Origin of the sequence: Micromonospora citrea (assembly GCF_049629545.1) — a bacterium.
Classification (GTDB): Bacteria; Actinomycetota; Actinomycetes; order Mycobacteriales; family Micromonosporaceae; genus Micromonospora; species Micromonospora citrea_A.
Genome location: NZ_JBNADX010000005.1, coordinates 285,675 through 309,998 on the forward strand (window position 1 = coordinate 285,675; position 24,324 = coordinate 309,998).

The window sequence follows — 24,324 nt, forward strand, 5'->3', positions numbered from 1 at the left end:
CCGCTCCGACCGGGCAGCGGATGACGCTGCCCGGTCGGGCGTGGTGGCGACATGTCGACCGGCAGCCCGGGCCGGACCGGCGCAGCCGCGAGGCGGTACGGCGGGTGCTACAGCGGCCCGCGGCCGGCCCGCAGCAGGAGCAGGGCGAGCTGGGTGCCGTCCGCGCCGAGCGCGTGGCGGAAGCGTTCCAGGATCTCCCGTTCCCGGGAGAGCACGAGGCGGGTGCCGCCGGAGGCCATCCGGGTGGCGCCGACCTCCCGGGACAGCTCGGCCCGCTCCTGCCAGAGCGCGATCATCGTCCGGTCGATCTCGTCGATGCGCTCGCGGATGGCGGCGATCCGTGCCGCCGCCCCCGGCTCGTCGGTGCCGAAGCGGGCCGCGGTGTCTCCGCCGTCCTCGCCCGCCCGCGCGTCCGTCGTCTCGCCGCTCTGTTCCGCCACGTCTGTCATCATCGGTCGTACCTTCCTGACGTCGTGCCCGGTGTCGGGATCCCGGAACGGAGAAAGCCCCGGGCTCCAGGAGCCCGGGGCTTTCTCGTAGGTCTGTCGATCAGGCGCGACCCACGGCTGCCGGACTCCCGGTGCCGTAGTAAAAGAAGACGCGCTGACCGAACACGGAATCGAGTATGCCGACCGTCGGGGCGGCCGCGCAAGGAAACGCCAACACGTGGGACGTGGCACGGCCCCCGGCGCGCGGGGCCGTGCCACGCCGTTCAGCCCAGCCGGGTGATCCGGTCGGCCGGACCCGGCGCCACCGGCGCGCCGGCGCCCAGGTACGCGATCAGCGCGTCCACGTCGAAGCCGGGAGCGGTGGTACGGCCGGTGCCCGCCTTCAGTTCGGTGAACCCGTCCCCGCCGTTGGCGAGGAAGTCGTTCGTGGTGACCCGGTAGCCGGCCGCCGGGTCGACCGGGACGCCGTCCAGCGTCAGCGCGCTGACCCGGGAGCCGGCCGGGGCGGTGGTGTCGTAGGAGTAGGTCAGCCCGGCCGACGGCTGGAGGATGCGCTGGGTGGTCTGCCCGTTGAAGCCGACGAACTGCTGCTCCAGCACGTTCTTGAGCTGCGCGCCGGTCAGCGTCTGGGTGACCACGAGGTTGTTGAACGGCTGGACGCTGAACGCCTCGCCGTACGTCACCTCGCCCGGGGCCTCGCCCCCGGCCGACGCCCCGTACGACAGGGAGGCCCGGACCCCGCCCGGGTTCATCAGCGCGAGCTGCGCCCCGTCGCCCCTGGTGTACGCGAGCTGCGCGTCGGCGATCACGTCGCCGAGCGGGCTCTCCCCGTTCGGGCGGGCGTCGCGGACGATGTCCGTGCTGATCCGGCCGACCACCTTGTTGGCGATCGGGGCGACCGCGGCGCGGTACTTGTCGGCCAGCGCCTTCGCGCCCGGGTCGACCAGGTCCGGGTTGCGGGCGTAGACGCCGGGGGCGCTCTGCTGCCAGGTGCCGTCGGCGTTGCGGACGCCGTTCTCCACGATCACGTTCTTCGCGGTGATGCTGGTGAACCGGCCGGTGCGCCGGTCCAGCGAGTAGTCGATGTCGGTGATCAGTTGGCCGTTGCTGCCGGCGCTGGTGACGACGCTCTGCGCGCCGGAGGAGTTCGGCAGCGAGCAGGAGTAGAAGCGGTGGGTGTGCCCGGAGACCACCACGCCGAACTCGGGCCGCAGGCCGCGCACGATGTCCACGATCGGGCCGGAGAAGTTGGCGCAGTCGGAGACGCCCGGGGCGCTCGGCGGCGGGCTCTGTGCCCCGCCCTCGTGCACCAGCAGCACCATCGCCTTGACGCCGAAGAGCTTCAGCAGCCCGCCCCACTTGTTGGCGGTCCGGACCTCGTCGGTGAAGGTGACGTCGGAGATGCCGGCCGGGTTGACGATGCCCGGGGTGCCCTCCAGGGTGACCCCGACGAAGCCGACCGGCACGCCGCCGACGAAGCGGACGTCGATCGGCGGCAGGATCGGCAGCTTGGTCTTCTTGCTGATGGTGTTGGCGGCCAGGTAGGTGAACCCGGCGCCGGCGAACCCGTCGCCGTCGGCGCAGCCGTCGACCGGGTGGCAGCCGCCCTTGTCGATCCGGATCAGCTCGTCGACGCCCTCGTCGAACTCGTGGTTGCCGACCGAGCTGATGTCCAGCCCGACCTCGTCCATCAGCTCGATCGTCGGCTCGTCGTGGAAGGCGGCGCTGACCAGCGGGGTGGCGCCGATCAGGTCGCCGGCGCCGACGGTGGTGGTGCCCCGTCCGTCGGCCTTCGCCTCCGCGCGCAGCTTCCTCAGCCAGGTGGCGAGGTACTCCACGCCGCCGGCGGGGGTGCCGTTGACCACGGCGCCGCTGCCGCCGGGCGGGTCGATGGCGCCGTGGAAGTCGTTGTAGCTGAGGAACTGGCCCTTGATCTCACCGCCGCGGGGCGCGGCGTAGGAGACGGCGACCGGGACGAGGCCGGCCGTGTCGTCGGTGGCGGCCGGTTGCGGTCCGGGCCGTCCGGTGGCGGGCAGGCTGGCCACGACGGCCAGCGCGAGGGCCGGCGCGGCGAGGTGACGCAGCAGGGCCCGACCGCGCGAGCGCGGTTGACTCATGGTCGTTCTCCCAAGTCGTGTACGGGGGAGTAGTCGGGGGTTTCCGCGTCATCGTCCCGGGTCGGGTACGAACACGCCAGGGGCGACACCGTGACAGGTTCGTCTCAGTCCGCCGCGTGACGGTGTCACGGCGGGGCGTGCACGGGCGGGAAGTGTCCGGCCGGCGGCATAGACTCGCCGTGCGATGCATCCTCTCTTCGACATCCCCGCGTCCCCGCCCGCGCCCGTGCCGTCCCGGACCCCGCCGCGCCGGCCGGGTTCCGCCGTCACGCACCTCGATCCGCAGCAACTGGTCGAGGGTCTGAACGGTCCCCAGCGGGACGCGGTCACCCACGCGGGCTCACCGCTGCTGATCGTGGCCGGCGCCGGCTCCGGCAAGACCCGGGTGCTCACCCACCGGATCGCCTACCTGCTCGCGGCGCGGGACGTGCACCCGGGCGAGATCATCGCGATCACCTTCACCAACAAGGCCGCCGGGGAGATGAAGGAGCGGGTGACCGACCTGGTCGGCCCGCGCGCCCGGCTGATGTGGGTCTCCACCTTCCACTCCGCCTGCGTACGGATCCTGCGCGCCGAGCACGAGCACGCCGGGCTCAAGTCCACCTTCTCCATCTACGACGCGGACGACTCGCGCCGGCTGATGCAGATGGTCACCCGGGAGCTGGATCTCGACCCGAAGCGCTATCCGGCGCGAGGGCTGGCCGCCCAGGTCTCCAACCTGAAGAACGAACTGGTCGACCCGGAGGAGTTCGCCGGCCGGGCCAAGGGGCCGAACGAGCGGGCTCTCGCCGAGGCGTACACGCTCTACCAGCGGCGGCTGCGGGAGGCGCACGCGCTGGACTTCGACGACCTGATCATGACGACGGTCCACCTGCTCCAGTCGCACCCGCACGTCGCGGAGAGCTACCGCCGCCGGTTCCGGCACGTGCTGGTCGACGAGTACCAGGACACCAACCACGCCCAGTACGTGCTGATCAAGGAGCTGGTCTCCGGCACCGAGGGGGTCGAGCCGGCGGAGCTCTGCGTGGTCGGTGACGCCGACCAGTCGATCTACGCGTTCCGGGGCGCGACGATCCGCAACATCCTGGAGTTCGAGCGGGACTTCACCGACGCCCGCACGATCCTGCTGGAGCAGAACTACCGCTCCACCCAGACCATCCTCAACGCGGCCAACGCGGTGATCGACCGGAACACCTCCCGTAAGCCGAAGCGGCTGTGGAGCGACGCGGGCGCGGGCGAGCAGATCGTCGGCTACGTCGCCGACACCGAGCACGCCGAGGCGGACTGGGTGGCCCGGGAGGTCGACCGGCTGGTCGACTCCGGCGACACCCGCCCCGGCGACGTCGCCGTCTTCTACCGCACCAACGCCCAGTCCCGGGTCTTCGAAGAGGTCTTCATCCGGGTCGGCCTGCCGTACAAGGTGGTCGGCGGGGTGCGCTTCTACGAGCGCAAGGAGGTCCGCGACGCGCTGGCCTACCTGCGGGCGGTGGTCAACGACGACGACACGGTGAGTCTGCGCCGGATCCTGAACACGCCCCGCCGGGGCATCGGCGAGCGGGCCGAGGCCTGCGTGGAGGCCCTCTCCAGCCGGGACCGCATCTCCTTCGGCGCCGCGCTGCGCCGGGCGAAGGACGCGCCGGGCATCTCCACCCGGGCGGCCAACGGCATCGCCGAGTTCGTCGCGCTGCTCGACGGCGCACGGGAGTTGGCCGCGACCGGCACGCCGGAGGAGGTGCTGGAGGCGCTGCTCACCCGCTCCGGCTACCTCACCGAGCTGGAGGAGAGCCTGGACCCGCAGGACGCCGGCCGGGTGGACAACCTCCAGGAGTTGGTCAGCGTCGCCCGGGAGTACACCGAGCGGATCGAGGCGACGGCCGAGGAGGGGGAGCGGGCCACGGTGGCCGGTTTCCTGGAGCAGGTGGCGCTGGTCGCCGACGCCGACCAGATCCCCTCCGACGACCCCGACCACCAGGGCGTGGTCACCCTGATGACGCTGCACACCGCCAAGGGGCTGGAGTTCCCGGTGGTCTTCCTGACCGGCCTGGAGGACGGCGTCTTCCCGCACCTGCGCTCGCTCGGCGACACCCGCGAGCTGGAGGAGGAGCGGCGGCTGGCGTACGTCGGCATCACCCGGGCCCGGCAGCGGCTGCACCTGTCCCGGGCGGTCACCCGCTCGGCGTGGGGGCAGCCGGCCTACAATCCGCCGTCGCGGTTCCTGGAGGAGTTGCCGCCGGAGCTGGTCCGCTGGGAGCGCACCGAGGGGTCGTACACCTCGTGGGCCGGCGGGGGCGGCGGCGTCGGCGGCCGCGCGGACCGCGCGCCCGGCGGGCGTGGCGGCTTCACCGGGGGTACGCCGAAGGCGGCGCAGCTCGCCAAGCGGCTCGGGGTGGACGCCAGCCGGCTGGCCACCGCCAGCGAGCTGCCGCAGGGGCCGAAGGTCGCGGTCGGCGACCGGGTCAACCACCAGCGCTACGGGCTGGGCCGGGTGCTGGCCGTGGAGGGGCACGGCCCGGGCGCGCGGGCGCAGATCGACTTCGGGGAGCAGACCATGTGGCTGGTGCTCCGGCACGCCCCCATCGACAAGCTCTGAACGACGTGAGGGCCCGGCTCCGGCGAACCGCCGGGCGGGGCCCTCACGTGTCGTCCGCGGCGCTCCGGTCCTCGTGGGTCCGGGTCGCCGTCCGACGTGCCGCGACGCCGCGGTCCCCGGGGGACGGGGCGGGCGCGGCCGGGCGGAGCGTCGCCCCGCCGTCGGGCCGCCGGGTCAGCAGCCCACGTCGACGCCCCGGGCGCGCAGGAACGGCCCCGGGTCGATCTGGTTCCACAGCTGACCCTGGTGCACCTCGAAGTGCAGGTGCGGTCCGGTGGAGTCGCCGGTGGAGCCCTCCAGGCCGATGGTCTCCCCGGCGCCCACCTTCTCGCCCACGCTCACCTTGGCGGTGCTCAGGTGGGCGTAGTGGGTCAGGTAGCCGTTGCCGTGGTCGACCACGACGGAGATGCCGTACCCGTCGCCGACGTCACCGGCCTTCTCGACGGTGCCGCCGAAGGCGGCGCGGACCGGGGTGCCGGCGGGCATCGCGAAGTCGATGCCGGCGTGCAGGGTGCCCCAGCGCGGGCCGTAGCAGGAGGTGATGTCCGCGCCCTTCATCGGGAGGACCCAGGACGGCTTCGGCTTCGGCTTCGCGGTACGCGTCGCCGTGGGCTTGGGGGTGGCCTTCCTCGTGGGCTTCGGCGTCGGGCTGGCGCTCGGGCTCGCCGTCGGGCTGGCGGTGACCGACGGGCTCGCCGGGGTGATCGGCTCCCGGTCGGAGCGGTCGGCCCGGGCGTCGGCTTCGGCGCGGGCCTGGGCGTCGAGCGCGACGGCGGTCGGGGCGGGCCGGTCGTCGGAGTCGAGCGCGACGGCCGAGGCGCCGGCGAGGCCGAGGCCGACCAGGGCGACCGCGCCGACGACGAGGGCGCGCCCACCGCGGCGCTGCCGCCGGTGCCGCGCCGGGGCGGCGGCGATCTTCTCGTTGCGGGTGATGTTGTCTTCCTGCACGTCGGACCTTCACACACTCAGGGGGGCGGGACCTGCCCATCCTGGGTGTAGGCCGGGTCCCCGGCGGGTACCGGTACCAGTGGGTAACCGGAGCGGGTGGCCACATCTCGCCACCTTCATGCCGCTCTGGGCCAACCTGTGCGGTTTTGTGATCTTGTGATCCGGTGGCGTCGGTCACAGTCCGGGGTGTGACGTAGCAGACTTCCGGCCACGAAAAACCGCCCGGATCGAACGATCCGGGCGGTCGACGGGCGATACGCAGCGTCAGGAAGCCGCTACCTCGCTGTAATATGCCTCGACTTGCAGCTTGATGTCCACTCCGCGCTCCTGGAGCCACGGCACCGGGTCCAGCGGCTCGCCCTTGACATGGATCTCCAGGTGCAGGTGGGAGCCGTAGGAGTGGCCGGTGTTGCCGACCAGGCCGAGCTGGTCGCCCGCCTTGACCTGCTGGCCCTCCTGCACGCTCACCGAGGAGGAGTGGCCGTAGATGGCCTCGCTGCCGTCGGCGTGCTGGACGATCACCGCGTAGCCGTACCCGCCGAACCAGCCGGCCTTGGTGACGGTGCCGGAGTGGATGGCGACGTACGGGGTGCCTTCCGGCGCGACCAGGTCGATGCCGGTGTGCAGCTTGCCCCAGCGCATCCCGTACGGGGAGTTGAAGTCGTAGCCCTGCAGGGGGAGCAGCCACGGGTCCTGCTCGGTGGCGCTGACCTGGGAGTCCCGGGCGGTGTCCCGGGAGGCGCGGTCGGCGGCGTCGGCGCGGGCCGCCGCGTCCTGGCTGGTGATCGACGCCTGCTTTAGCTCGTCGAGGACCGAGGGGCTGACCGTCTTGCTGTCGGGGAGGGCGCCCGCGCCGAGCGCGACTATTCCGGCTCCCACGAACGCGGTGGTGACGACCGCGGCGTAGCGGCTCCGCGGGGGGGTGGGTACGCGGCGGCGGCCGCGATATCTATCGGGCTCAGACGACAGGCGCTGGCGCACGCACACCCTCCGTTGTCGGGGATCCGATGCCACCTCTGGCCGTCCGGCGGGTTCCGTCGAACGTCCGTTGGTCGCGTCGTCACCCGTCCGTGGACCTGATGACAACCGTGGACACGGTAGCCCTCCACCGCTCCCGTCACAAGCGGAAGCGCCGAACCGGTGAGTCTTTCTGTCCCTTTCCGTCCATCATTGTCATAGCTCCAGCCGCCGGACGGCTGTCCCGCTAACTGCCCGTTCGTCGCGGACAGTGACCGAACGGCGGAGGCGTCCGGCTTCCCGGCGGGGCCCGCGGACGATAGGGGTGCGGCCCGGATTTCCTGCCCCGGTCCCGTCGGTTACCGTTCGTTCAGGTGATAGCCGCGAAGCCCGTGAAAGGTGTGCGCTGATGAGCTCTCGTATCCGGGTCGTCGTCGCGAAGCCGGGGCTGGACGGTCACGACCGCGGCGCCAAGGTCGTTGCGCGCGCCCTCCGCGACGCCGGCATGGAGGTCATCTACACCGGTCTGCACCAGACGCCGGAGCAGATCGTGGAGACCGCCATCCAGGAGGACGCCGACGCGGTCGGCCTCTCCGTGCTCTCCGGGGCGCACATGACCCTCTTCCGTCGGGTGCTGGAACTGCTCGCCGAGCGGGACGCCCGGGACATCGTCGTCTTCGGCGGCGGCATCATCCCGGACGCCGACATCCCCGAGCTGGAGCAGCTCGGCGTGGCGAAGATCTTCACCCCCGGCGCGACCACCCGGTCGATCGTCGAGTGGGTCCGGGGGAACGTCGCCCAGTCGGTCGCCTGACCCCGCCGCCAGGCGGTCACGGCGGAGCTGCCTCTTCCCCGTCCGTCTCGGCGCGGCCGGCCCTCGGGTGGGTGTCCGGTCCAGCTCCGTCCTCGCCCGCCGGTGCCCCGGTGTCACCTGCGTGATCGACTCCGTTTCGCGGAAACGGCGGTGTCCCTCGAGTGGGATACCGCCGTTGCGCGTACATGGAGTCGATCACGTGGCGGGCCGGCCCGGTCCGCATCGGCTGGCCTGCTCGGTGGAGCCGGAACCCGGGCAGGGGGAAGGGCCGGACGCACCCCTCACACGCCCGGCCCTTCTATGCACGATGCCCCGCCGCCACCCCTCGACCGACAGGGCATCGGCCGCTCCCGTCGCCGCGCTCGATCAGCGCTCCGACATCAGACTCAACGACGCCCCCACCAGGGGGTTACGCGACTTTTCCGGGATCTTCCGGGGCCCGGTGGGCGGGGTCGCTCCCACCGGCGAGTCGGCGGCGGCGCGCTGTGCATTACCGCACACCACGCACCCGCTCGGTTGCCGCCGGTGCCTGTCTCGCTAGGCTGCGGCCGACGGCCTGTTTCAACTGATGGCAGGCGTCCAAGGAGTTGACACAACGCTGGTGGCGGCGCGACGGCGCGCCGCGGAGACGGGACGGGACGCGCAATCGTGGACCTGTACGAGTACCAGGGGCGGGACCTGTTCGAGCGGCACGGCTTGCCCGTGCTCGCCGGCGGCGTCGCCACTACCCCGGAGGAGGCCCGCGCGATCGCCGAACGCCTCGGCGGTCGGGTGGTCGTCAAGGCGCAGGTGAAGGTCGGCGGCCGAGGCAAGGCCGGTGGCGTCAAGCTGGCCGAGGGCGCGGAGGAGACGGTGGCCCGCGCCACCGACATCCTCGGCATGGACATCAAGGGTCACACCGTCCACAAGGTCATGATCACCGTGACCGCGGACGTGGCCGAGGAGTACTACTTCTCGTACCTGCTCGACCGGGCGAACCGCACCTTCCTCTGCATCGCCAGCGTCGCCGGCGGCATGGACATCGAGCAGGTCGCCGCCGAGACCCCGGACAAGGTCGTCAAGGCCCCGATCGACGCCGTCGAGGGTGTCGACGAGGCCAAGGCCCGGGAGATCGTCGAGGCCGCCAACTTCCCGGCCGAGGTCGCCGACCAGGTCGTCGACGTCGCCGTGGGTCTGTGGAAGGCGTTCGTCGCCGAGGACGCCACGCTGGTCGAGGTGAACCCGCTGGCCAAGACGGGCGAGGGCAAGCTGCTGCTGCTCGACGCCAAGATCAGCCTCGACGAGAACGCCGGCTTCCGGCACCCGGACCACGAGGCCCTGGTCGACCAGGCCACCGTGGACCCGCTGGAGCAGGCCGCCAAGGAGAAGGACCTCAACTACGTCAAGCTCGACGGCGAGGTCGGCATCATCGGCAACGGCGCGGGCCTGGTCATGTCGACGCTCGACGTGGTCGCGTACGCGGGCGAGCGGCACGGCGGCGTCAAGCCGGCCAACTTCCTCGACATCGGCGGCGGCGCGAGCGCCGAGGTGATGGCGAACGGCCTGGAGATCGTGCTCTCCGACCCGTCGGTGAAGAGCGTCTTCGTCAACGTCTTCGGCGGCATCACCGCCTGCGACGCCGTCGCCAACGGCATCGTCCAGGCGCTGGCCCTGCTGGAGCAGCGCGGCGAGAAGGCCACCAAGCCGCTGGTCGTCCGCCTCGACGGCAACAACGCCGAGGCCGGTCGGGCGATCCTCGACGGCGCGAACAACCCGCTGATCCAGCGGGTCGACACCATGGACGGCGCGGCCGAGAAGGCCGCCGAGCTGGCGGCTGCGGGGGTCTGATCATGGCTATCTGGCTGACCAAGGAGTCGAAGGTCATCGTCCAGGGGATGACCGGTTCCGAGGGCATGAAGCACACCCGGCGGATGCTCGCCGCGGGCACCAACGTCGTCGGTGGCGTCAACCCGCGCAAGGCGGGCACGACCGTCGACTTCGACGGCGCCGAGCTGCCGGTCTTCGCCTCCGTCGCGGACGCGATGAAGGAGACCGGGGCCGACGTCACCGTCATCTTCGTGCCGCCGCAGTTCACCAAGGGCGCGGTGGTCGAGGCGATCGACGCCGAGATCGCGCTGGCCGTGGTGATCACCGAGGGCGTGCCGGTGCACGACACCGCCTCGTTCTGGGCGTACAACGTGAGCAAGGGTGCCAAGACCCGGATCATCGGCCCGAACTGCCCCGGGATCGCCTCGCCGGGCGCGTCCAACGCCGGCATCATCCCGGCCGACATCACCGGCACCGGCCGGATCGGCCTGGTCAGCAAGAGCGGCACGCTGACCTACCAGATGATGTACGAGCTGCGGGACATCGGCTTCTCGACCTGCGTGGGCATCGGCGGTGACCCGATCATCGGGACCACCCACATCGACGCCCTCGCCGCGTTCGAGGCCGACCCGGAGACCGACGCCATCGTGATGATCGGCGAGATCGGCGGCGACGCCGAGGAGCGGGCCGCCGAGTTCATCAAGGCCAACGTCACCAAGCCGGTGGTCGGCTACATCGCCGGCTTCACCGCGCCCCCCGGCAAGACCATGGGGCACGCCGGCGCGATCATCTCCGGCTCGGCGGGCACCGCCGAGGCGAAGAAGCAGGCGCTGGAGGCCGTCGGCGTCAAGGTCGGCAAGACCCCGACCGAGACCGCCAAGCTGATGCGGGAGATCATGTCCGGCCGCTGAGCGGGCGGATGATGCACAGTCGGCCGCTGAGCGGGCGGATGATGCACGGCCGGCCGCTGAGCGGGCGGGTGCGACACCGAGGGGGTCGACCGGAGACGGTCGGCCCCCTCAGTTGTCGTTCCAGAGCGGGTACGTCCCGCTGGCCCGCCAGATCGTGGTGCCGATGATGTTGATCACGCCGAAGGCGATGGCCAGGTAGCCGAGCAGCGGCGACTGGCCGTACCGCTTCGCGTCCCGGATCGACAGGTAGCCGAAGACGATGCCCAGGATGCCGCAGCAGATCAGCCCGAGGACGATGCCGAGGACGCCCCACAGGGTGGTGCGGTCCTTCCCGGCCGCGGGTGGCGGCGGGGGCGGCGGGTACGGAGCGGTCACAGCTGCCTCCCAGCGCTCGGTGCCGCGACGTCAGTCGCGTCCTGCGCCGAGGCTAAACCGGATCGAGGGCCGGGAACCGGTGGATCGGGGAACTCGCCGGCACCGGGCGGCCCCGCCGGGCAGCCGTCGTCCGCGCGGCGTGCCAGAGTAGACCCGATGTCCTCGGTCACCCCTGATCAGCCCCGCCGTCCCGCCGCCGGCGTCCGCGCCGACGCCCGCCCGTCCGGCCGGCCGGCGTCGGGTTCCCGGGTGCCCGCCCCCCGCCGGTCCGAGTCGTCCCGGAGTCGGGCGCCGCTCGCCGTCGCCGCCGTGTTCGCCGCCGGCTGGGCGGCGCTCACGTCGTACCTGCCGGTCGCCCTGGTGCTGGGGTTGGCCCAGCTCAGCGAGGACGCCGCCTCCGTGACCGGCGCGCTGCGCGTCGGGCTGGCCGGCTGGCTGCTCGGCCACGGCGTGCCGCTGCACACCGAGGCCGGCCCGCTCGGTCTCGTCCCGCTGGCGCTCTCCGCGCTGGTCGTCTGGCGGCTGACCCGGGCGGGTGTGCACACCAGCCGGGCCATGGGCGCGCGCGGGGGACGCTCACCCCGGCAGGCGCTCACCGCCGCGGTCGCGGTCGGCATCGGGTACGCGTTGCTCGGTGTCCTCGCCGCGATCCTGGTCGGCACGGGCGGGCTGAGCGTCTCCCCGGTCCGCGCCGGGCTCACGTACGCGGTCTTCGGCACGCTGGCCGCGCTGGTCGGGTCGGTACGCACCACCGGTGTCGCCGCGCTGCTCGCCGAGCGCGCGCCGGCGGTGCTGCGCGACGGTGTGCGTACCGGGCTGGTGGCCGGGCTGCTGCTGTTCGGGGCGGGGGCCGGGGCGGCCGGGCTGGCGGTGGCGACCGGCGGGGGCGACGCCGCCGACATGATCGGGGCGTACCGCACCGGGGTGGCCGGGCAGGCCGGGATCACCCTGGTCAGCCTCGCGTACGCACCCAACGCGACGGTCTGGTCGACCGCCTACCTGCTCGGCCCCGGGTTCGCCGTCGGCACCGGCACGGCGATCCGCACCAGCGAGGTGACGGTGGGCGCGCTGCCGGCCGTACCCCTGCTCGCAGGCCTGCCCAGCGGCCCGGTCGACGGGCTCGGGGCGGCCCTGCTCGCGGTGCCGGTGCTGGCCGGGATGGCCGCCGGCTGGCTGCTGTCCCGCCGGCTGCTGCGGCCGACGCCCGACGACCGGGCCGAGCCCGGCTGGCCGGCGCTGCTCGGGCCGGCGGCGCTCGCCGGGCCGGTGGCCGGCCTGCTCGCCGGCCTGGCCGCCGCGGCCTCCGGCGGTCCGCTCGGGGGCGGTCGGTTGGCCGAGATCGGGCCGGTGCCCTGGCAGGTGGGGATGGTGGCCACCGCGGTGGTGGCGGTCGGCGCGCTGCTCGGGGCGGCGGCCGGCAAGGTCCTGGCCCGCCCGGCGTCGCGTCCCTGACCCTGGTCGGCACCGGGTCTGCGCCTGGTCCGCGTCCGGCGTGGCCCGGTCGGCCCCTGGTCCGCGCCCGGCGTCGCCGCTCTGCGTCCGGGCCTGCCCGGACGACCGAAGGGGCGCCCCGGTGGACCGGGACGCCCCTTCCGCGTCGCGCGTCAGGGCTGCGTCGGCAGGGCGACGTTGGCCACGACGTTGAGGATGATCAGCAGGATGCCCAACCCGACGGCGACCGCGCCGCAGATCAGGCCGGCCTTGGCCTGCCCGCCGTTGCTGGCCAGCCCCTGATCGGCCTTCTGCTTGCCCAGCCAGCCGGTGATCGCGGCGGCGATGCCCAGCGGGATGCCCACGAAGAAGCAGCAGAGCATTGGGATCGCGGCGATGCCGAGGATCATCGACACCAGGCCCAGCGTGTTCTGCTGGCCCCCGGGCTGCTGGTACCCGGCGTTCGGGTAGGTCGGCACGCCGTAGGGCTGCTGCTGACCGTACGGGTCCTGGTACGGCTGGCCGTAGGGCTGCCCCGAGGTCGGCGCGTACGGGTCGCCCGACACCGGCTGGCCGTACGGCTGGCCCGAGGTGGGCTGCTGGCCGTACGGGGCCTGCGGGGCGCCGTACGGGTCGTGGGGCTGCTGCCCGTACGGCGCCTGCGGCGGCTGGGCGTACGGGTCCGGCTGCTGCCCGTACGGCTGGCCCGGGCCGGGCTGGCCGTACGGGTCGTGCGAGGGCTGCTGGCCGTACGGGTCCTGACCGGGGTGTCCGGGCTGCATGTGAAGCTCCTCAGTCGCTGATCGTCAGTAGCTGCTCGTGTCGGCGGTGCCACCCACCATGCCGGCCAGGCCACCGGCGAGGCAGCACACCAGGACGATGGCGAGCCAGACACAACCGATGATGATGGCCCACTTCGACCACTTCTTCGACTCGGCGGCGGCCGCCTGCGCGCCCGCGTAGTCGCCCTGCTGGAGCAGCGGGTTGACCTTCGAGGCGTTGATGATGGCGGGGATGGCCAGCGGCCAGAAGAAGAAGATGGCGACGATGGACATCGTCATGTTGTTGTTGATCGGCTCAGGCTGGGCGGGGTTCGGGTAACCGGGCTGCATGGTCTACGTGCTCCTCGTTCGTCGGCACGGTGACCGTGCCTGATCATTTCTGAAGGGTGCGGTGGCGGGCGTGCGCCGGCCACCGGGCGACGGGCAGCGTATCGCGAACGTGCGACGCGCGTGATCACCCGAATCGCCGCTGCCCGATCGCTGGGCGTCCCGACCTGCCCGATAGGGTGGCCCGGTGACCGAGCCTGCGTCCGTCGCCCGCCTCGTCGTCCTCGTCTCCGGATCCGGCAGCAACCTCCAGGCGTTGCTGGACGCCACCGCCGACCCCGCGTACGGGGCGCAGGTGGTCGCCGTCGGCGCCGACCGGGACGGGATCGCCGGCCTGGACCGGGCCGCCGCCGCCGGGGTGCCGACCTTCGTCGACCGGGTGAAGGACCATCCCATCCGCGAGGACTGGGACAGGGCGCTGACCGCGCACGTCGCGGAGCACCGGCCGGACCTGGTCATCTCGGCGGGGTTCCTGAAGCTGGTCGGGCCGCACTTCCTCGCCGCGTTCGGCGACCGCTACCTGAACACGCACAACACCCTGCTGCCGGCGTTCCCCGGCATCCACGGCCCCCGCGACGCGCTCGCCTACGGCGTCAAGATCACCGGGGCCACCCTCTTCTTCGTCGACGCCGGGATGGACACCGGGCCGATCGTCGCGCAGGTCGCCGTGCCGGTGCGCGACGACGACGACGAGGAGACGCTCACCGAGCGCATCAAGGAAGCCGAGCGCCGCCAGCTCGTCGAGCAGGTCGGCCGCCTGGTCCGTCAAGGTTGGACGATCACCGGAAGAAAGGTCACCGTTCCGTGAGCGAGCGTCAGCGAGCGAACCGTCGGTACAGCGTGGTGGTGCCTCATGCCGGCGCCGAGCGAAGCGAGGGGGCGGCATGAGCAGCACTGAGGACGCGCGTCGCCCGATCCGGCGTGCGCTGGTCAGCGTCTACGACAAGAGCGGCCTGGTCGACCTGGCCCGGGCGCTGCACGACGCCGGGGTGGAGATCGTCTCGACCGGCAGCACCGCGTCGACGATCTCCGGCGCGGGCGTGCCGGTGACCCCGGTGGAGCAGGTGACCGGCTTCCCGGAGATCCTCGACGGCCGGGTGAAGACCCTGCACCCGAAGATCCACGGTGGCCTCCTCGCCGACCTGCGCAAGGACTCCCACGCCGGCCAGCTCGACGAGCACGGCATCGCCGGGATCGACCTGCTGGTCTCCAACCTCTACCCGTTCCAGGCCACCGTCGCCTCCGGCGCGAGCCGGGACGAGTGCGTCGAGCAGATCGACATCGGCGGCCCGGCCATGGTCCGGGCCGCCGCCAAGAACCACGACTCGGTCGCGGTGGTGACCGACCCGGCGACGTACCCCGCGCTGCTGACCGCCGTCGCCGAGGGCGGCTTCACCCTGGCCCAGCGCCGGGCGCTGGCCGCCCGCGCCTTCGCCGACATCGCCGACTACGACGTGGCCGTCGCCCAGTGGTTCGCCACCACCCTCGCACCGGCCGAGGACGGCTGGCCGCAGTTCGCCGGGCTCGCCCTGCGTCGCCAGGCGGTGCTGCGCTACGGCGAGAATCCGCACCAGGGCGCCGCCGTGTACGCCGACCCGTCCAGTCCGCCCGGCCTGGCCCAGGCCGAGCAGCTGCACGGCAAGGAGATGTCCTACAACAACTACGTCGACGCGGACGCCGCCTGGCGGGCCGCGAACGACTTCCCCGACGAGCCTGCGGTGGCGATCATCAAGCACGCCAACCCGTGCGGCATCGCGGTCGGCGTGGACGTCGCCGAGGCGCACCGCAAGGCCCACGAGTGCGACCCGGTGTCGGCGTTCGGCGGCGTGATCGCGGTCAACCGCCCCGTCTCCGTCGAGATGGCCCGGCAGGTCGCGGAGATCTTCACCGAGGTCGTGGTGGCGCCCGGCTACGACGACGGCGCGGTGGAGATCCTCCAGGGCAAGAAGAACATCCGGCTGTTGCGCGCCCCGGCCTTCGCCCCGCTGTCGGCGGAGTGGCGGCAGGTCACCGGCGGCGTGCTGGTGCAGGCGCGCGACACGATCGACGCCGCCGGCGACGACCCGGCCAACTGGCGGCTCGCCACCGGCGAGGCGGCCGACGAGGCGACCCTGCGCGACCTCGTCCTGGCCTGGCGGGCGGTGCGCGCGGTGAAGAGCAACGCCATCCTGCTCGCCAAGGACGGCGCCTCCGTCGGCGTCGGCATGGGCCAGGTCAACCGGGTCGACTCGGCGCAGCTCGCGGTGAGCCGGGCCGGCGTGGAGCGGGCCCGGGGCTCGGTCTGCGCGTCGGACGCGTTCTTCCCGTTCGCCGACGGGCCGAAGATCCTCATCGAGGCCGGCGTCAAGGCGATCGTGCAGCCGGGTGGGTCCATTCGCGACGAGGAGGTCGTCGCGGCCTGCAAGGAGGCCGGGGTCACCATGTACCTGACCGGCACCCGCCACTTCTTCCACTGACCGCTTCGGTCGAGGCCCCGTCCCCGGGTGGGGACGGGGCCTCCGCGCCGATGACGGGCGACGTATCCCGATCCGCGTAGCGGGACGGGCCCGACGGCAGGCGGCGGTCGTCACCGCCTCCCGCGCTGTGCCGGTGGGCGAGCGGCCACTACGGACCTGATGGCGTGGGTGGATCGCCGTCCGATCCATTCACGCCATCAGGTCGGTAGCGCACGAATCTGTACCCCGCCGGTCCGCCCGCCGAGCCGGTCGAGCCGCTCCGCCCGGTGGGCCTGCCGACATGAGGGTCAGGCGGTCGGTGGGCGCAGTTCGGCGAAGTGGCAGGCGGAGGGGTGCGGGTCGGCGGCGCGGGGGACCGGGTGCGGCTCCTCCCGGGCGCAGACCTCCTGCGCCTTCCAGCAGCGGGTGCGGAAGTGGCAGCCGGACGGCGGGTCGGCGGGGCTCGGCACGTCGCCGGTGAGCCGGATCATGGTCCGCGCGTCGCGGGCGTCCGGGTCGGGCACCGGCACCGCCGACAGCAGCGCCTGGGTGTACGGGTGGGTGGCCCGCTCGTAGATCTCCTCCTCGGTGCCGATCTCCACGATCTTGCCGAGGTACATCACCGCGACCCGGTCCGAGATGTGCCGGACCACCGACAGGTCGTGCGCGATGAAGATGTACGAGAGCCCGAACTCGTCCTGGAGCTGCTCCAGCAGGTTGATCACCTGGGCCTGGATCGAGACGTCCAGCGCCGAGACCGGCTCGTCGCAGACGATCACCTCGGGGCGCAGCGCGAGCGCCCGGGCGATGCCGATGCGCTGGCGCTGACCGCCGGAGAACTGGTGCGGGTAGCGGTTCACGTGCTCCGGGTTGAGCCCGACCACGTCCAGCAGTTCCTGCACCCGCCCGCGCTTGCTGCCCTTCGGGGCGGCCTCCGGGTGGATGTCGAACGGCTCGCCGATGATGTCGCCCACCGTCATCCGGGGGTTGAGCGACGTGTACGGGTCCTGCATCACCATCTGCATGTTGCGCCGCAGCCGGCGCAACTCCGCCCCGGATGCCTTGAACAGGTCCCGCCCCTCGAGGGTGGCCCGCCCGGAGGTCGGCGTCTCCAACCGCATGAGCAGCCGGGCGAGGGTGGACTTGCCGCAGCCGGACTCGCCGACCACGCCGAGCGTCTCGCCCCGGCGCAGCTCGAAGCTCACCCCGTCGACGGCCTTGACCGCGCCGGTCTGCCGCTGGAACAGCACGCCCTGGGTGATCGGGAAGTGCTTGACCACGTCGTCGACGGCGAGGATCGTCTCGCCGCGGACCTTGGCCGGGCTAGCGGGCGCTGTCATCACGGACCTCCTGCGCGAAGTGGCACGCGCTGGTCCGGCCGTCGCCAAGGACCAGGTCGTGCGGCACCACGTCCACGCAGACCTGCTGTGCGTACGGGCACCGGGGGTGGAACGGGCAGCCGGAGGGGATGCGCATCAGGTTCGGCGGCAGCCCCTTGATCGTGGACAGCGCCTGGCCGCGCACGTCCAGGCGCGGGATCGACTCCAGCAGACCCTTCGTGTACGGGTGGGCGGGCGTGCGGTACAGCGAGCGGACGTCGGCGTGCTCGACGATCCGGCCGGCGTACATGACGGCGATCCGGTCCGCGACGCCGGCGACCACGCCGAGGTCGTGGGTGATCAGGATCAGCGCCATGTCCAGGTCCCGGCGCAGGTCGGCGAGGAGGTCCATGATCTGGGCCTGCACGGTCACGTCCAGCGCGGTGGTCGGCTCGTCGGCGATCAGGACCTTCGGGTTCATGGCGAGCGCCATCGCGATCATGACGCGTTGGCGCATGCCCCCGGAGAACTGGTGCGGGTAGTCGCCGATCCGTCCCGCGGCGCCCGGGATCTTCACCAGGTCCATCAGCTCGATCGCCCGTCTGCGGGCGTCGGCCCTGCTCATCCCCTCGCGTCGGCGCAGCGTCTCACCGATCTGCCAGCCGACCGGAAAGACCGGATTGAGCGCCGAGAGGGCATCCTGGAAGATCATCGCGATCTCCCGGCCGCGTACCCGCCGGCGCTGCTCCTCTGGCTGGGTCAGCAGGTCCCGGCCCTGGTAGAGGATCTGGCCGGAGCGGATCACCGCCGGGGGAGTGTCGAGGATGCCCATGATCGCCTGGGCGGTGACCGACTTGCCGGAGCCGGACTCGCCCAGCACGGCCAGGGTCTCCCCGGGGTCCAGGTGGTACGATACCCCGTTGATCACCTTGGCGACACCCTCGCCGGTGCGGAACTCGATGTGCAGGTCGCGCACGTCGAGCAGGTGGCCGCCGGGCGGGGTCGGGGAGGCCGGGGTCGGGTGGACGGCGGACCGGGTCATGGGAGCCTCACCGCAGCTTCGGGTCGAAGGCGTCGCGGATCGCGTCGCCGAGCATGATGAAGGCGAGCACGGTCAGCGCCAGGAAGGCGGACGGTACGACCAGCGGCGTCGCCGACTCCCGCATGTGCACCCGGCCGGCGTCGATGTCGATGCCCCAGGAGATGGTCGGGGCCTTGAGTCCGATGCCGAGGAAGCTCAGCGTCGCCTCGGCGGCGATGAACGAGCCGAGCGCGATGGTGAGCACCACGATCGCCGGGGCGAGCGCGTTCGGCAGGATGTGCCGCCACATGATCCGGCCGTTGCCCGCGCCGAGCATCCGGGCCGCGGCGACGTAGTCCTGCTCCTTGGCGGTGATCACCGAGGAGCGGACCACCCGGGCCGCGGTGGTCCAGCCGAGCACCGCCAGCACGAAGATCACCGCGGCGATCCGGACCGCCGAGCTGTCGCTGGCGACCCGCTTGAGCAGCACGATCGCGGCGAGCAGCAGCGGGATGCCGAGCACGATGTCGATGACGCGGGAGAGCACCGCGTCCACCCAGCGGCCGAAGTAGCCGGCCACCATCCCGATGACCAGCGCGATCAGACCGGTGAGCAGCGCGGAGAGGGCACCGACCAGCAGCGAGGCGCGGGCGCCGTACACGGCCCGGGCGTACGTGTCGCAGCCCTGGAAGTCGTACCCGAAGATGGCCCCGCCGGACGGCCCGGCGTGCTGCCGGGACAGGACGCAGTCGCGCGGGTCGTTCGCGGTGAAGAGCGAGGGCGCGGCGGCCATCGCGGCGACCAGCACCACCAGGGCCAGGCTGATCCAGAAGATCGGCTTGCGGCGCAGGTCGCGCCAGGCGTCACCGGCCAGGCTGCGCGGCTTCTGCGGTACGCCGACCTGGTTGGGCGCGCCGGGCTCGCCCGACACGCCCCGCCGCGCGGCCTGGTTCTCCGAGGCCGCCACCGTCTCGAAATCACTCACGCCGGTACCTCGTTGCGCTCACTCATAGCGGATCCTCGGGTCGAGTACGGCGTACAGCACGTCCACCACCAGGTTGGAGACGAGGTAGACCACGACCAGCACGCTGACGATGCCCACCACCAGCGGGCCGTCCTCGGTGCGGATGCCGCGGAAGAGGTTGAAGCCCACGCCGGGGATGTTGAAGACACCCTCGGTGATGATCGCGCCGCTCATCAGGTTGCCCAGTTCGACGCCGAGGAAGGTGATCACCGGGATGAGGGAGTTGCGCAGCACGTGCACGCCGACGATCCGCCGCTTGACCAGCCCCTTGGAGCGGGCGGTACGGACGTAGTCGGCGCGCAGGTTCTCCGCCACCGAGGTACGGGTCAGCCGCAGCGCGGTGGCCAGCGAGAGCGAGCCGAGCACGATGCCGGGCAGCAGCAGCGCGTACAGGTCGGGGTCCGCGCCGGCGGTGGGCGGGAAGAGTTGCCACCTGACGCCGAGGAAGTACTGGGCGAGCGGGGCCAGCACGATGGTCGGGATGCCGAGGACCAGCAGGGTGAGCACCAGCGTGGAGTTGTCGAAGACGCCGGCCCGCCGGATGCCGGCGATCACACCCGCGGTGACGCCGAGGACGACGGTCACCACCATCGCGATGAGCGCCAGCTTCACGGTGACCGGCCAGGCCGTGGCGAGGATGTCGCCGATCTGGCGACCGGTGAGCGACTGCCCGAGGTCGCCCCGGAGCAGGTTGGAGATGTAGTCGAAGTAGCGGTAGAAGAAGCCGCCCACCCCGGTCGCGTCGAGGTGGTACTTCTCGGTCAGGTATGCCCGCTGGGCGGCGGTGACCGGCCGTTCCCCGGCCAGTGCCTGGATGGGATCGCCCTGGCCGGCGAACATCAGCGCGTAGACGATCAGCGTGGTCCCGAAGAAGGCGAGGACCATCTGGAGCAGTCGCCGCAGAATGAAGCGGAACATACTGTGCAGTCTCTCTGAAAAGGGGCGAAGCGCGTGGCGGGTCGGGCCACCTCGCGGTGACCCGACCCGTCCGACGTCGTTACTTGACGGCTTCGATCTTCAGCAGGTCGATCCGGTCGAAGAGGTCCATCTCGACGTTCTTGACCTTGGTCGAGTGGCCGAAGTTGTTCTGGCCGTACCGCAGCGGGATCACCGGCAGGTCCTTGGCCAGGAGGTCCTCCGCCGCCTGGTACTTCTTGATCGCCTCGTCCTCGGTCGGCGCCGCGGCGCCCTCGGCCAGCAGCCGGTCGAACTCCGGGTTGCTGTAGCCGTAGTAGTTCGAGGAGCCGTTGCTGCTGTACAGCGGGCCGAGGTAGTTCTCCATGGACGGGTAGTCCATGACCCAGCCCATCCGGAACAGGCCGACCGAGTCCTTGGCCTTCAGCTTGGTCAGCAGGTCCGCGAACTTCGGCTCGGCGTTGCCGACGCACTCCACGCCCAGGTTGGCCTTGAGCTGGTTGCAGGTCGCGTCGATCCAGTCCTTGTGACCGCCGTCGCCGTTGTAGGACAGCTCGATCTTCTTCGGGCCGCCCGCGGCCTCGTACATCGCCTTGGCCTCGGCCGGGTCGAACTCGCCGGCGGCGCCGATGGTGTTCTCCCGGTAGCCCGCCACGACCGGCGAGACGAAGGAGCGGGCCGGCTGCTGCGAGTCCTTGAAGATCGACTTGGTGATCTCGTCCCGGTCGATCGCCATCGAGATCGCCTTGCGGACCTCGGGGTTGCTGAATTCCTTCTGGAACGTCGGGAACGCCAGCACCTGCAGCGACGAGGCGGGGCTCTGCTGGAACCGGTCACCGAGGTCGGTGGCGGCGGTCGACAGGTTCTCGGTCGGGATCGTCTTGATCACGTCGAGGTTGTCCGAGAGCACGTCCGCGTACGCGGCGGTCGGCTGCTGGTAGATCCGGAACTCGACGCCGGCCACCTTCGGCTTCTCACCGGGGAAGGCGTCGTACTTCTCGACCTCGACCTTGGCGTCGTGCTGCCAGGTGCCCTTCATCCGGAACGGACCCTGGCCGATCGGCGCCTGCTCGTAGCCCTCGGCGAGCACGCCCGGGGCGGAGAAGGCCGCCTTCGGCAGTGGGTAGAAGGCCGTGTAGCCGAGCATCGTCTTGAACTCGCTGTACGGCTCGGCGAGCGTCACGGTGAAGGTCAGGTCGTCGACCTTCTTCAGGCCGGAGAGCGTCTTCGCCGCCGGCTTCTCGCCCTGCAGGTCGTCGTACCCGGCGATCTTCTCGAAGAAGTAGCTGGAGTTCTGGCCGTTCGGGGCGTACGCGCCGTAGTTCCAGGCGTCGAGGTAGCTGTCGGCGGTGACCTTCTCGCCGTTGTGGAAGGTGTAGCCGTCCTTGAGCTTGACCGTCCAGACCTTGTTGTCGGACGACGTCACCGACTCGGCCGCCACCTCGTACGGCTTGTTGGCCTCGTCGTAGTCGACCAGTGGGCTGAACAGGGCGCTGAGCACCTGCGAGCCGCTGGTCTCGTTGGTGTTGGTGGGCACCAGGTGCTGCGGCTCGGCGATCTCGATCCGCACCGCCGCGTCGGGGTCGCTCTCGCCGGATCCGCTGCCGCCGCCCGAGCCGCAGGCCGTCAGGCCCAGGGTCACCGCGAGCGGGAGGGCGGTCCAGGCAGCCAGCCTACGAACACGCATGAAGTCTCCTCATCTCCTCACGCTGCGCAGTCGGGCCCGGCGCTGGGTGACGCTGCGCAACGATCGGTAACGGTAGGTCGTGCTGGCCGCCCTCGACAACGACAGGGTTGCGATGGGATAACGGATCACCCACCCCGGTCTTGTCGAACGGCACCGGACCTGTTAGAGGAGGGCTCGCGAAGGTGCAGCTCAGGGGCGATGAATTCTGGTCCGGTCGCGAGGGACGTGGGGTGTGCCGGAGGTGCCTGGGCGGTTGCCGGCCGCCAGTCCGGTCTGGCGCCCTTCCGGGCAGGTCGTCCGCGCCGCCGCGTGGCGTGACCCACAGTCAGTTACCATCAGTGACGATAGACACGTAACGGATAGTCACCGTCGGCTGTCGGCGGTGCGCTGGTCGTCCGACATGAGACGATCAGGGCGTGACGGCGACCATCCTGGACGGCAAGGCGACCGCGGCGGAGATCAAGGACGAGCTGCGGACGCGGGTGAAGGCACTCGCGGAGCGCGGCATCACCCCCGGCCTGGGCACCGTCCTGGTCGGCGCGGACCCGGGCTCCCAGGCGTACGTCAACGGCAAGCACCGGGACTGCGCGGAGGTCGGGATCGCCTCCATCCGCCGTGAGCTGCCCGCCGACGCCACCCAGGAGCAGGTCGACGCGGTCCTCGCCGAGCTGAACGCCGACCCGGCCTGCCACGGCTACATCGTCCAGCTGCCGCTCCCGGGCCACCTGGACACCCAGCGGGCGTTGGAGATGATCGACCCGGACAAGGACGCCGACGGCCTGCACCCGGTCAACCTCGGCCGCCTCGTCCTCGGCTACGACGGTCCGCTGCCCTGCACCCCGCGCGGCATCGTCGAGCTGCTCCGCCGGCACGACGTGGCGCTGCGCGGCGCCAAGGTGGCGGTGGTCGGGCGTGGCAACACCGTCGGGCGGCCGCTCGGCCTGCTGCTCACCCGGCGCAGCGAGAACGCCACCGTCACCCTCTGCCACACCGGCACCCTCGACCTCGCCTCGCACACCCGGGCCGCCGACATCGTGATCGTCGCGGCGGGCGTGCCCGGGCTGCTCACCGCCGACCTGGTCACGCCGGGCGCGACCGTCGTGGACGTCGGCATCACCCGGGTCATCGGGGCCGACGGCAAGGGCCGCTACACCGGCGACGTGGACCCGGAGGTCGCCGAGGTCGCCGGCCGGCTGGTCCCGATGCCCGGCGGGGTCGGGCCGATGACCCGCGCGATGCTGCTGACCAACGTGGTCGAGCGGGCCGAGCGCGGCTGAACGCCGCCCGGCCGGCCGGAAACGGGTCGGTGGTGACGTTCGCCCCATCCGGCGGTTGGCCGCCGCCCCTGGCCCGATCGGTGCCAGGATGGCTGATACGGTCCGGAAAACCGACTGGTATCAGGGAGTGGGACGACCATGGGTAAGAAGGTCACTGTCGTCGGGGCCGGCTTCTACGGCTCCACCACCGCACAGCGCCTGGCCGAGTACGACGTCTTCGACACCGTCGTGATCACCGACATCGTGGAGGGCAAGCCGGCGGGTCTCGCGCTGGACCTCAACCAGTCGCGCGCGGTCGAGGGCTTCGAGACCAAGGTCGTCGGCGTCACCACCGGCCCGAACGGCGAGGGCTACGAGGCCATCGAGGGCTCGGACGTCGTCGTCATCACCGCCGGTCTGCCCCGTAAGCCGGGCATGAGCCGGATGGACCTGCTGGAGACGAACGCCAAGATCGTCCGCCAGGTCTCCGAGAACGTCGCCAAGTACGCCCCGAACGCCGTGGTCATCGTGGTCTCCAACCCGCTGGACGAGATGACCGCACTGGCCCAGCTCGCCACCCAGTTCCCGAAGAACCGGGTGCTCGGCCAGGCCGGCATGCTCGACACCGCCCGGTTCACCAACTTCGTCGCCGAGGCCCTCCAGGTGCCGGTGAAGTCCGTGAAGACGCTGACCCTCGGCTCGCACGGCGACACCATGGTGCCGGTCCCGTCGAAGAGCACCGTCAACGGCAAGCCGCTGCGCGACGCGATGCCGGCCGAGCAGATCGAGGAGCTGGTCGTCAAGACCCGCAACGGTGGCGCGGAGGTCGTCGCGCTGCTGAAGACCGGCTCGGCGTACTACGCCCCGTCGGCCGCCGCCGCACGGATGGCCAAGGCCGTCGCGGAGGACTCCGGCGCGGTCATGCCGGTCTGCGCCTGGGTCGACGGCGAGTACGGCATCAACGGCGTCTACCTGGGCGTCGAGGCCGAGATCGGCGCCGAGGGCGTCAAGAAGGTCGTCGAGACCGACCTGGACGCCGACGAGCTGGCCGCCCTGAAGGAGGCCGCCGAGGCCGTCCGCACCAAGCAGGCCGACGTAGCCAACATGTGATCCACCAGCACCACCGGGAGGGGGCACGCCGACACGTCGGCGTGCCCCCT

General features: G+C 71.9%; 21 protein-coding genes. 9 read left to right on the forward strand and 12 right to left on the reverse strand.

Going from position 1 to position 24,324, the window contains the following annotated elements; genetic code table 11:
• Nucleotides 1–107: 107 nt before the first annotated feature.
• Nucleotides 108–452, reverse strand: coding sequence for a chorismate mutase (locus ACPFP2_RS09235; RefSeq protein ID WP_424087975.1), 345 nt, complete (start codon nucleotides 450–452; stop codon nucleotides 108–110).
• 260 nt (nucleotides 453–712) lie between these two features.
• Nucleotides 713–2,566 (reverse strand): bifunctional metallophosphatase/5'-nucleotidase, encoded by a 1,854-nt coding sequence (locus ACPFP2_RS09240; protein WP_424087977.1) that lies wholly within the window; start codon nucleotides 2,564–2,566, stop codon nucleotides 713–715.
• 184 nt (nucleotides 2,567–2,750) lie between these two features.
• Here ACPFP2_RS09240 and pcrA point away from each other — a divergent pair, with 184 nt between their 5' ends.
• Nucleotides 2,751–5,156, forward strand: a complete 2,406-nt coding sequence (gene pcrA, locus ACPFP2_RS09245) for a DNA helicase PcrA (RefSeq protein ID WP_424087979.1) — start codon at nucleotides 2,751–2,753, stop codon at nucleotides 5,154–5,156.
• Between the two features lie 174 nt (nucleotides 5,157–5,330).
• On the opposite strand, the gene ACPFP2_RS09250 is transcribed toward pcrA, so the two are convergent.
• On the reverse strand, nucleotides 5,331–6,104 hold the full coding sequence (locus tag ACPFP2_RS09250; RefSeq protein ID WP_424087981.1) for a M23 family metallopeptidase: 774 nt from the start codon (nucleotides 6,102–6,104) through the stop codon (nucleotides 5,331–5,333).
• A 264-nt stretch (nucleotides 6,105–6,368) separates the two neighbouring features.
• On the reverse strand, nucleotides 6,369–7,085 hold the full coding sequence (locus ACPFP2_RS09255; RefSeq protein WP_424087983.1) for a M23 family metallopeptidase: 717 nt from the start codon (nucleotides 7,083–7,085) through the stop codon (nucleotides 6,369–6,371).
• Nucleotides 7,086–7,470: 385 nt separating this feature from the next.
• Between ACPFP2_RS09255 and ACPFP2_RS09260 the strand changes: the two genes are divergently transcribed.
• The 3 genes from ACPFP2_RS09260 (at nucleotide 7,471) to sucD (ending at nucleotide 10,592) form a co-directional block, all read left to right on the forward strand.
• Nucleotides 7,471–7,875, forward strand: coding sequence for a cobalamin B12-binding domain-containing protein (locus tag ACPFP2_RS09260; protein WP_424087985.1), 405 nt, complete (start codon nucleotides 7,471–7,473; stop codon nucleotides 7,873–7,875).
• Between the two features lie 648 nt (nucleotides 7,876–8,523).
• On the forward strand, nucleotides 8,524–9,702 hold the full coding sequence (sucC, locus tag ACPFP2_RS09265) for an ADP-forming succinate--CoA ligase subunit beta (RefSeq protein ID WP_424087986.1): 1,179 nt from the start codon (nucleotides 8,524–8,526) through the stop codon (nucleotides 9,700–9,702).
• Between the two features lie 2 nt (nucleotides 9,703–9,704).
• Nucleotides 9,705–10,592, forward strand: coding sequence for a succinate--CoA ligase subunit alpha (gene sucD, locus ACPFP2_RS09270; protein ID WP_424087988.1), 888 nt, complete (start codon nucleotides 9,705–9,707; stop codon nucleotides 10,590–10,592).
• A 108-nt stretch (nucleotides 10,593–10,700) separates the two neighbouring features.
• On the opposite strand, the gene ACPFP2_RS09275 is transcribed toward sucD, so the two are convergent.
• On the reverse strand, nucleotides 10,701–10,967 hold the full coding sequence (locus ACPFP2_RS09275) for a DUF4190 domain-containing protein (protein WP_424087990.1): 267 nt from the start codon (nucleotides 10,965–10,967) through the stop codon (nucleotides 10,701–10,703).
• Nucleotides 10,968–11,123: 156 nt separating this feature from the next.
• Here ACPFP2_RS09275 and ACPFP2_RS09280 point away from each other — a divergent pair, with 156 nt between their 5' ends.
• Complete coding sequence (locus tag ACPFP2_RS09280) at nucleotides 11,124–12,419, forward strand: DUF6350 family protein (RefSeq protein ID WP_424087992.1); 1,296 nt, start codon at nucleotides 11,124–11,126, stop codon at nucleotides 12,417–12,419.
• 152 nt (nucleotides 12,420–12,571) lie between these two features.
• Here ACPFP2_RS09280 and ACPFP2_RS09285 read toward each other — a convergent pair whose 3' ends face one another.
• Nucleotides 12,572–13,180: a DUF4190 domain-containing protein gene (locus ACPFP2_RS09285; protein WP_424087994.1), complete on the reverse strand. Its 609-nt coding sequence runs from the start codon at nucleotides 13,178–13,180 to the stop codon at nucleotides 12,572–12,574.
• A 24-nt stretch (nucleotides 13,181–13,204) separates the two neighbouring features.
• Complete coding sequence (locus ACPFP2_RS09290; protein WP_088976002.1) at nucleotides 13,205–13,510, reverse strand: CD225/dispanin family protein; 306 nt, start codon at nucleotides 13,508–13,510, stop codon at nucleotides 13,205–13,207.
• A gap of 184 nt (nucleotides 13,511–13,694) precedes the next feature.
• Between ACPFP2_RS09290 and purN the strand changes: the two genes are divergently transcribed.
• Both purN and purH read left to right on the forward strand, forming a co-directional pair.
• Complete coding sequence (gene purN, locus ACPFP2_RS09295) at nucleotides 13,695–14,315, forward strand: phosphoribosylglycinamide formyltransferase (protein WP_424087996.1); 621 nt, start codon at nucleotides 13,695–13,697, stop codon at nucleotides 14,313–14,315.
• Nucleotides 14,316–14,391: 76 nt separating this feature from the next.
• Complete coding sequence (purH, locus tag ACPFP2_RS09300; RefSeq protein ID WP_424087998.1) at nucleotides 14,392–15,963, forward strand: bifunctional phosphoribosylaminoimidazolecarboxamide formyltransferase/IMP cyclohydrolase; 1,572 nt, start codon at nucleotides 14,392–14,394, stop codon at nucleotides 15,961–15,963.
• A 287-nt stretch (nucleotides 15,964–16,250) separates the two neighbouring features.
• Here purH and ACPFP2_RS09305 read toward each other — a convergent pair whose 3' ends face one another.
• The 5 genes from ACPFP2_RS09305 to ACPFP2_RS09325 all read right to left on the reverse strand — a co-directional run bounded on the left by ACPFP2_RS09305 (nucleotide 16,251) and on the right by ACPFP2_RS09325 (nucleotide 21,908).
• The gene (locus ACPFP2_RS09305) at nucleotides 16,251–17,282 is read right to left on the reverse strand and encodes an ABC transporter ATP-binding protein (protein ID WP_424088000.1); all 1,032 of its coding nucleotides are present in this window, start codon (nucleotides 17,280–17,282) and stop codon (nucleotides 16,251–16,253) included.
• Nucleotides 17,266–18,303 (reverse strand): ABC transporter ATP-binding protein, encoded by a 1,038-nt coding sequence (locus ACPFP2_RS09310; RefSeq protein ID WP_424088002.1) that lies wholly within the window; start codon nucleotides 18,301–18,303, stop codon nucleotides 17,266–17,268. The genes ACPFP2_RS09305 and ACPFP2_RS09310 overlap by 17 nt, the downstream gene beginning before the upstream one ends.
• Before the next feature lie 7 nt (nucleotides 18,304–18,310).
• Nucleotides 18,311–19,267 (reverse strand): ABC transporter permease, encoded by a 957-nt coding sequence (locus ACPFP2_RS09315; RefSeq protein ID WP_424088003.1) that lies wholly within the window; start codon nucleotides 19,265–19,267, stop codon nucleotides 18,311–18,313.
• Nucleotides 19,268–19,285: 18 nt separating this feature from the next.
• Nucleotides 19,286–20,224 carry an ABC transporter permease gene (locus ACPFP2_RS09320; protein WP_424088005.1) on the reverse strand — a complete coding sequence of 313 codons (939 nt, stop codon included), beginning with the start codon at nucleotides 20,222–20,224 and terminating at the stop codon, nucleotides 19,286–19,288.
• A 79-nt stretch (nucleotides 20,225–20,303) separates the two neighbouring features.
• Complete coding sequence (locus ACPFP2_RS09325; protein ID WP_424088007.1) at nucleotides 20,304–21,908, reverse strand: peptide ABC transporter substrate-binding protein; 1,605 nt, start codon at nucleotides 21,906–21,908, stop codon at nucleotides 20,304–20,306.
• 416 nt (nucleotides 21,909–22,324) lie between these two features.
• Between ACPFP2_RS09325 and ACPFP2_RS09330 the strand changes: the two genes are divergently transcribed.
• Both ACPFP2_RS09330 and mdh read left to right on the forward strand, forming a co-directional pair.
• Entirely contained in the window at nucleotides 22,325–23,185 is an 861-nt protein-coding gene (locus ACPFP2_RS09330; RefSeq protein WP_424088009.1) for a bifunctional methylenetetrahydrofolate dehydrogenase/methenyltetrahydrofolate cyclohydrolase, read from the forward strand.
• A gap of 138 nt (nucleotides 23,186–23,323) precedes the next feature.
• The gene (gene mdh, locus ACPFP2_RS09335) at nucleotides 23,324–24,274 is read left to right on the forward strand and encodes a malate dehydrogenase (protein WP_424088011.1); all 951 of its coding nucleotides are present in this window, start codon (nucleotides 23,324–23,326) and stop codon (nucleotides 24,272–24,274) included.
• Nucleotides 24,275–24,324 lie beyond the last annotated feature (50 nt).

What these genes read in the sequence shown, in the direction of transcription:
- ACPFP2_RS09235 (WP_424087975.1), bottom strand. Translation starts at nt 452, where the DNA reads ATGATGACAGACGTGGCGGAACAGAGCGGCGAGACGACGGACGCGCGG.
- ACPFP2_RS09240 (WP_424087977.1), bottom strand. Translation starts at nt 2,566, where the DNA reads ATGAGTCAACCGCGCTCGCGCGGTCGGGCCCTGCTGCGTCACCTCGCC.
- pcrA (WP_424087979.1), top strand. Translation starts at nt 2,751, where the DNA reads ATGCATCCTCTCTTCGACATCCCCGCGTCCCCGCCCGCGCCCGTGCCG.
- ACPFP2_RS09260 (WP_424087985.1), top strand. Translation starts at nt 7,471, where the DNA reads ATGAGCTCTCGTATCCGGGTCGTCGTCGCGAAGCCGGGGCTGGACGGT.
- sucD (WP_424087988.1), top strand. Translation starts at nt 9,705, where the DNA reads ATGGCTATCTGGCTGACCAAGGAGTCGAAGGTCATCGTCCAGGGGATG.
- ACPFP2_RS09280 (WP_424087992.1), top strand. Translation starts at nt 11,124, where the DNA reads ATGTCCTCGGTCACCCCTGATCAGCCCCGCCGTCCCGCCGCCGGCGTC.
- ACPFP2_RS09285 (WP_424087994.1), bottom strand. Translation starts at nt 13,180, where the DNA reads ATGCAGCCCGGACACCCCGGTCAGGACCCGTACGGCCAGCAGCCCTCG.
- ACPFP2_RS09290 (WP_088976002.1), bottom strand. Translation starts at nt 13,510, where the DNA reads ATGCAGCCCGGTTACCCGAACCCCGCCCAGCCTGAGCCGATCAACAAC.
- purH (WP_424087998.1), top strand. Translation starts at nt 14,392, where the DNA reads ATGAGCAGCACTGAGGACGCGCGTCGCCCGATCCGGCGTGCGCTGGTC.
- ACPFP2_RS09305 (WP_424088000.1), bottom strand. Translation starts at nt 17,282, where the DNA reads ATGACAGCGCCCGCTAGCCCGGCCAAGGTCCGCGGCGAGACGATCCTC.
- ACPFP2_RS09310 (WP_424088002.1), bottom strand. Translation starts at nt 18,303, where the DNA reads ATGACCCGGTCCGCCGTCCACCCGACCCCGGCCTCCCCGACCCCGCCC.
- ACPFP2_RS09320 (WP_424088005.1), bottom strand. Translation starts at nt 20,224, where the DNA reads ATGTTCCGCTTCATTCTGCGGCGACTGCTCCAGATGGTCCTCGCCTTC.
- ACPFP2_RS09325 (WP_424088007.1), bottom strand. Translation starts at nt 21,908, where the DNA reads ATGCGTGTTCGTAGGCTGGCTGCCTGGACCGCCCTCCCGCTCGCGGTG.
- mdh (WP_424088011.1), top strand. Translation starts at nt 23,324, where the DNA reads ATGGGTAAGAAGGTCACTGTCGTCGGGGCCGGCTTCTACGGCTCCACC.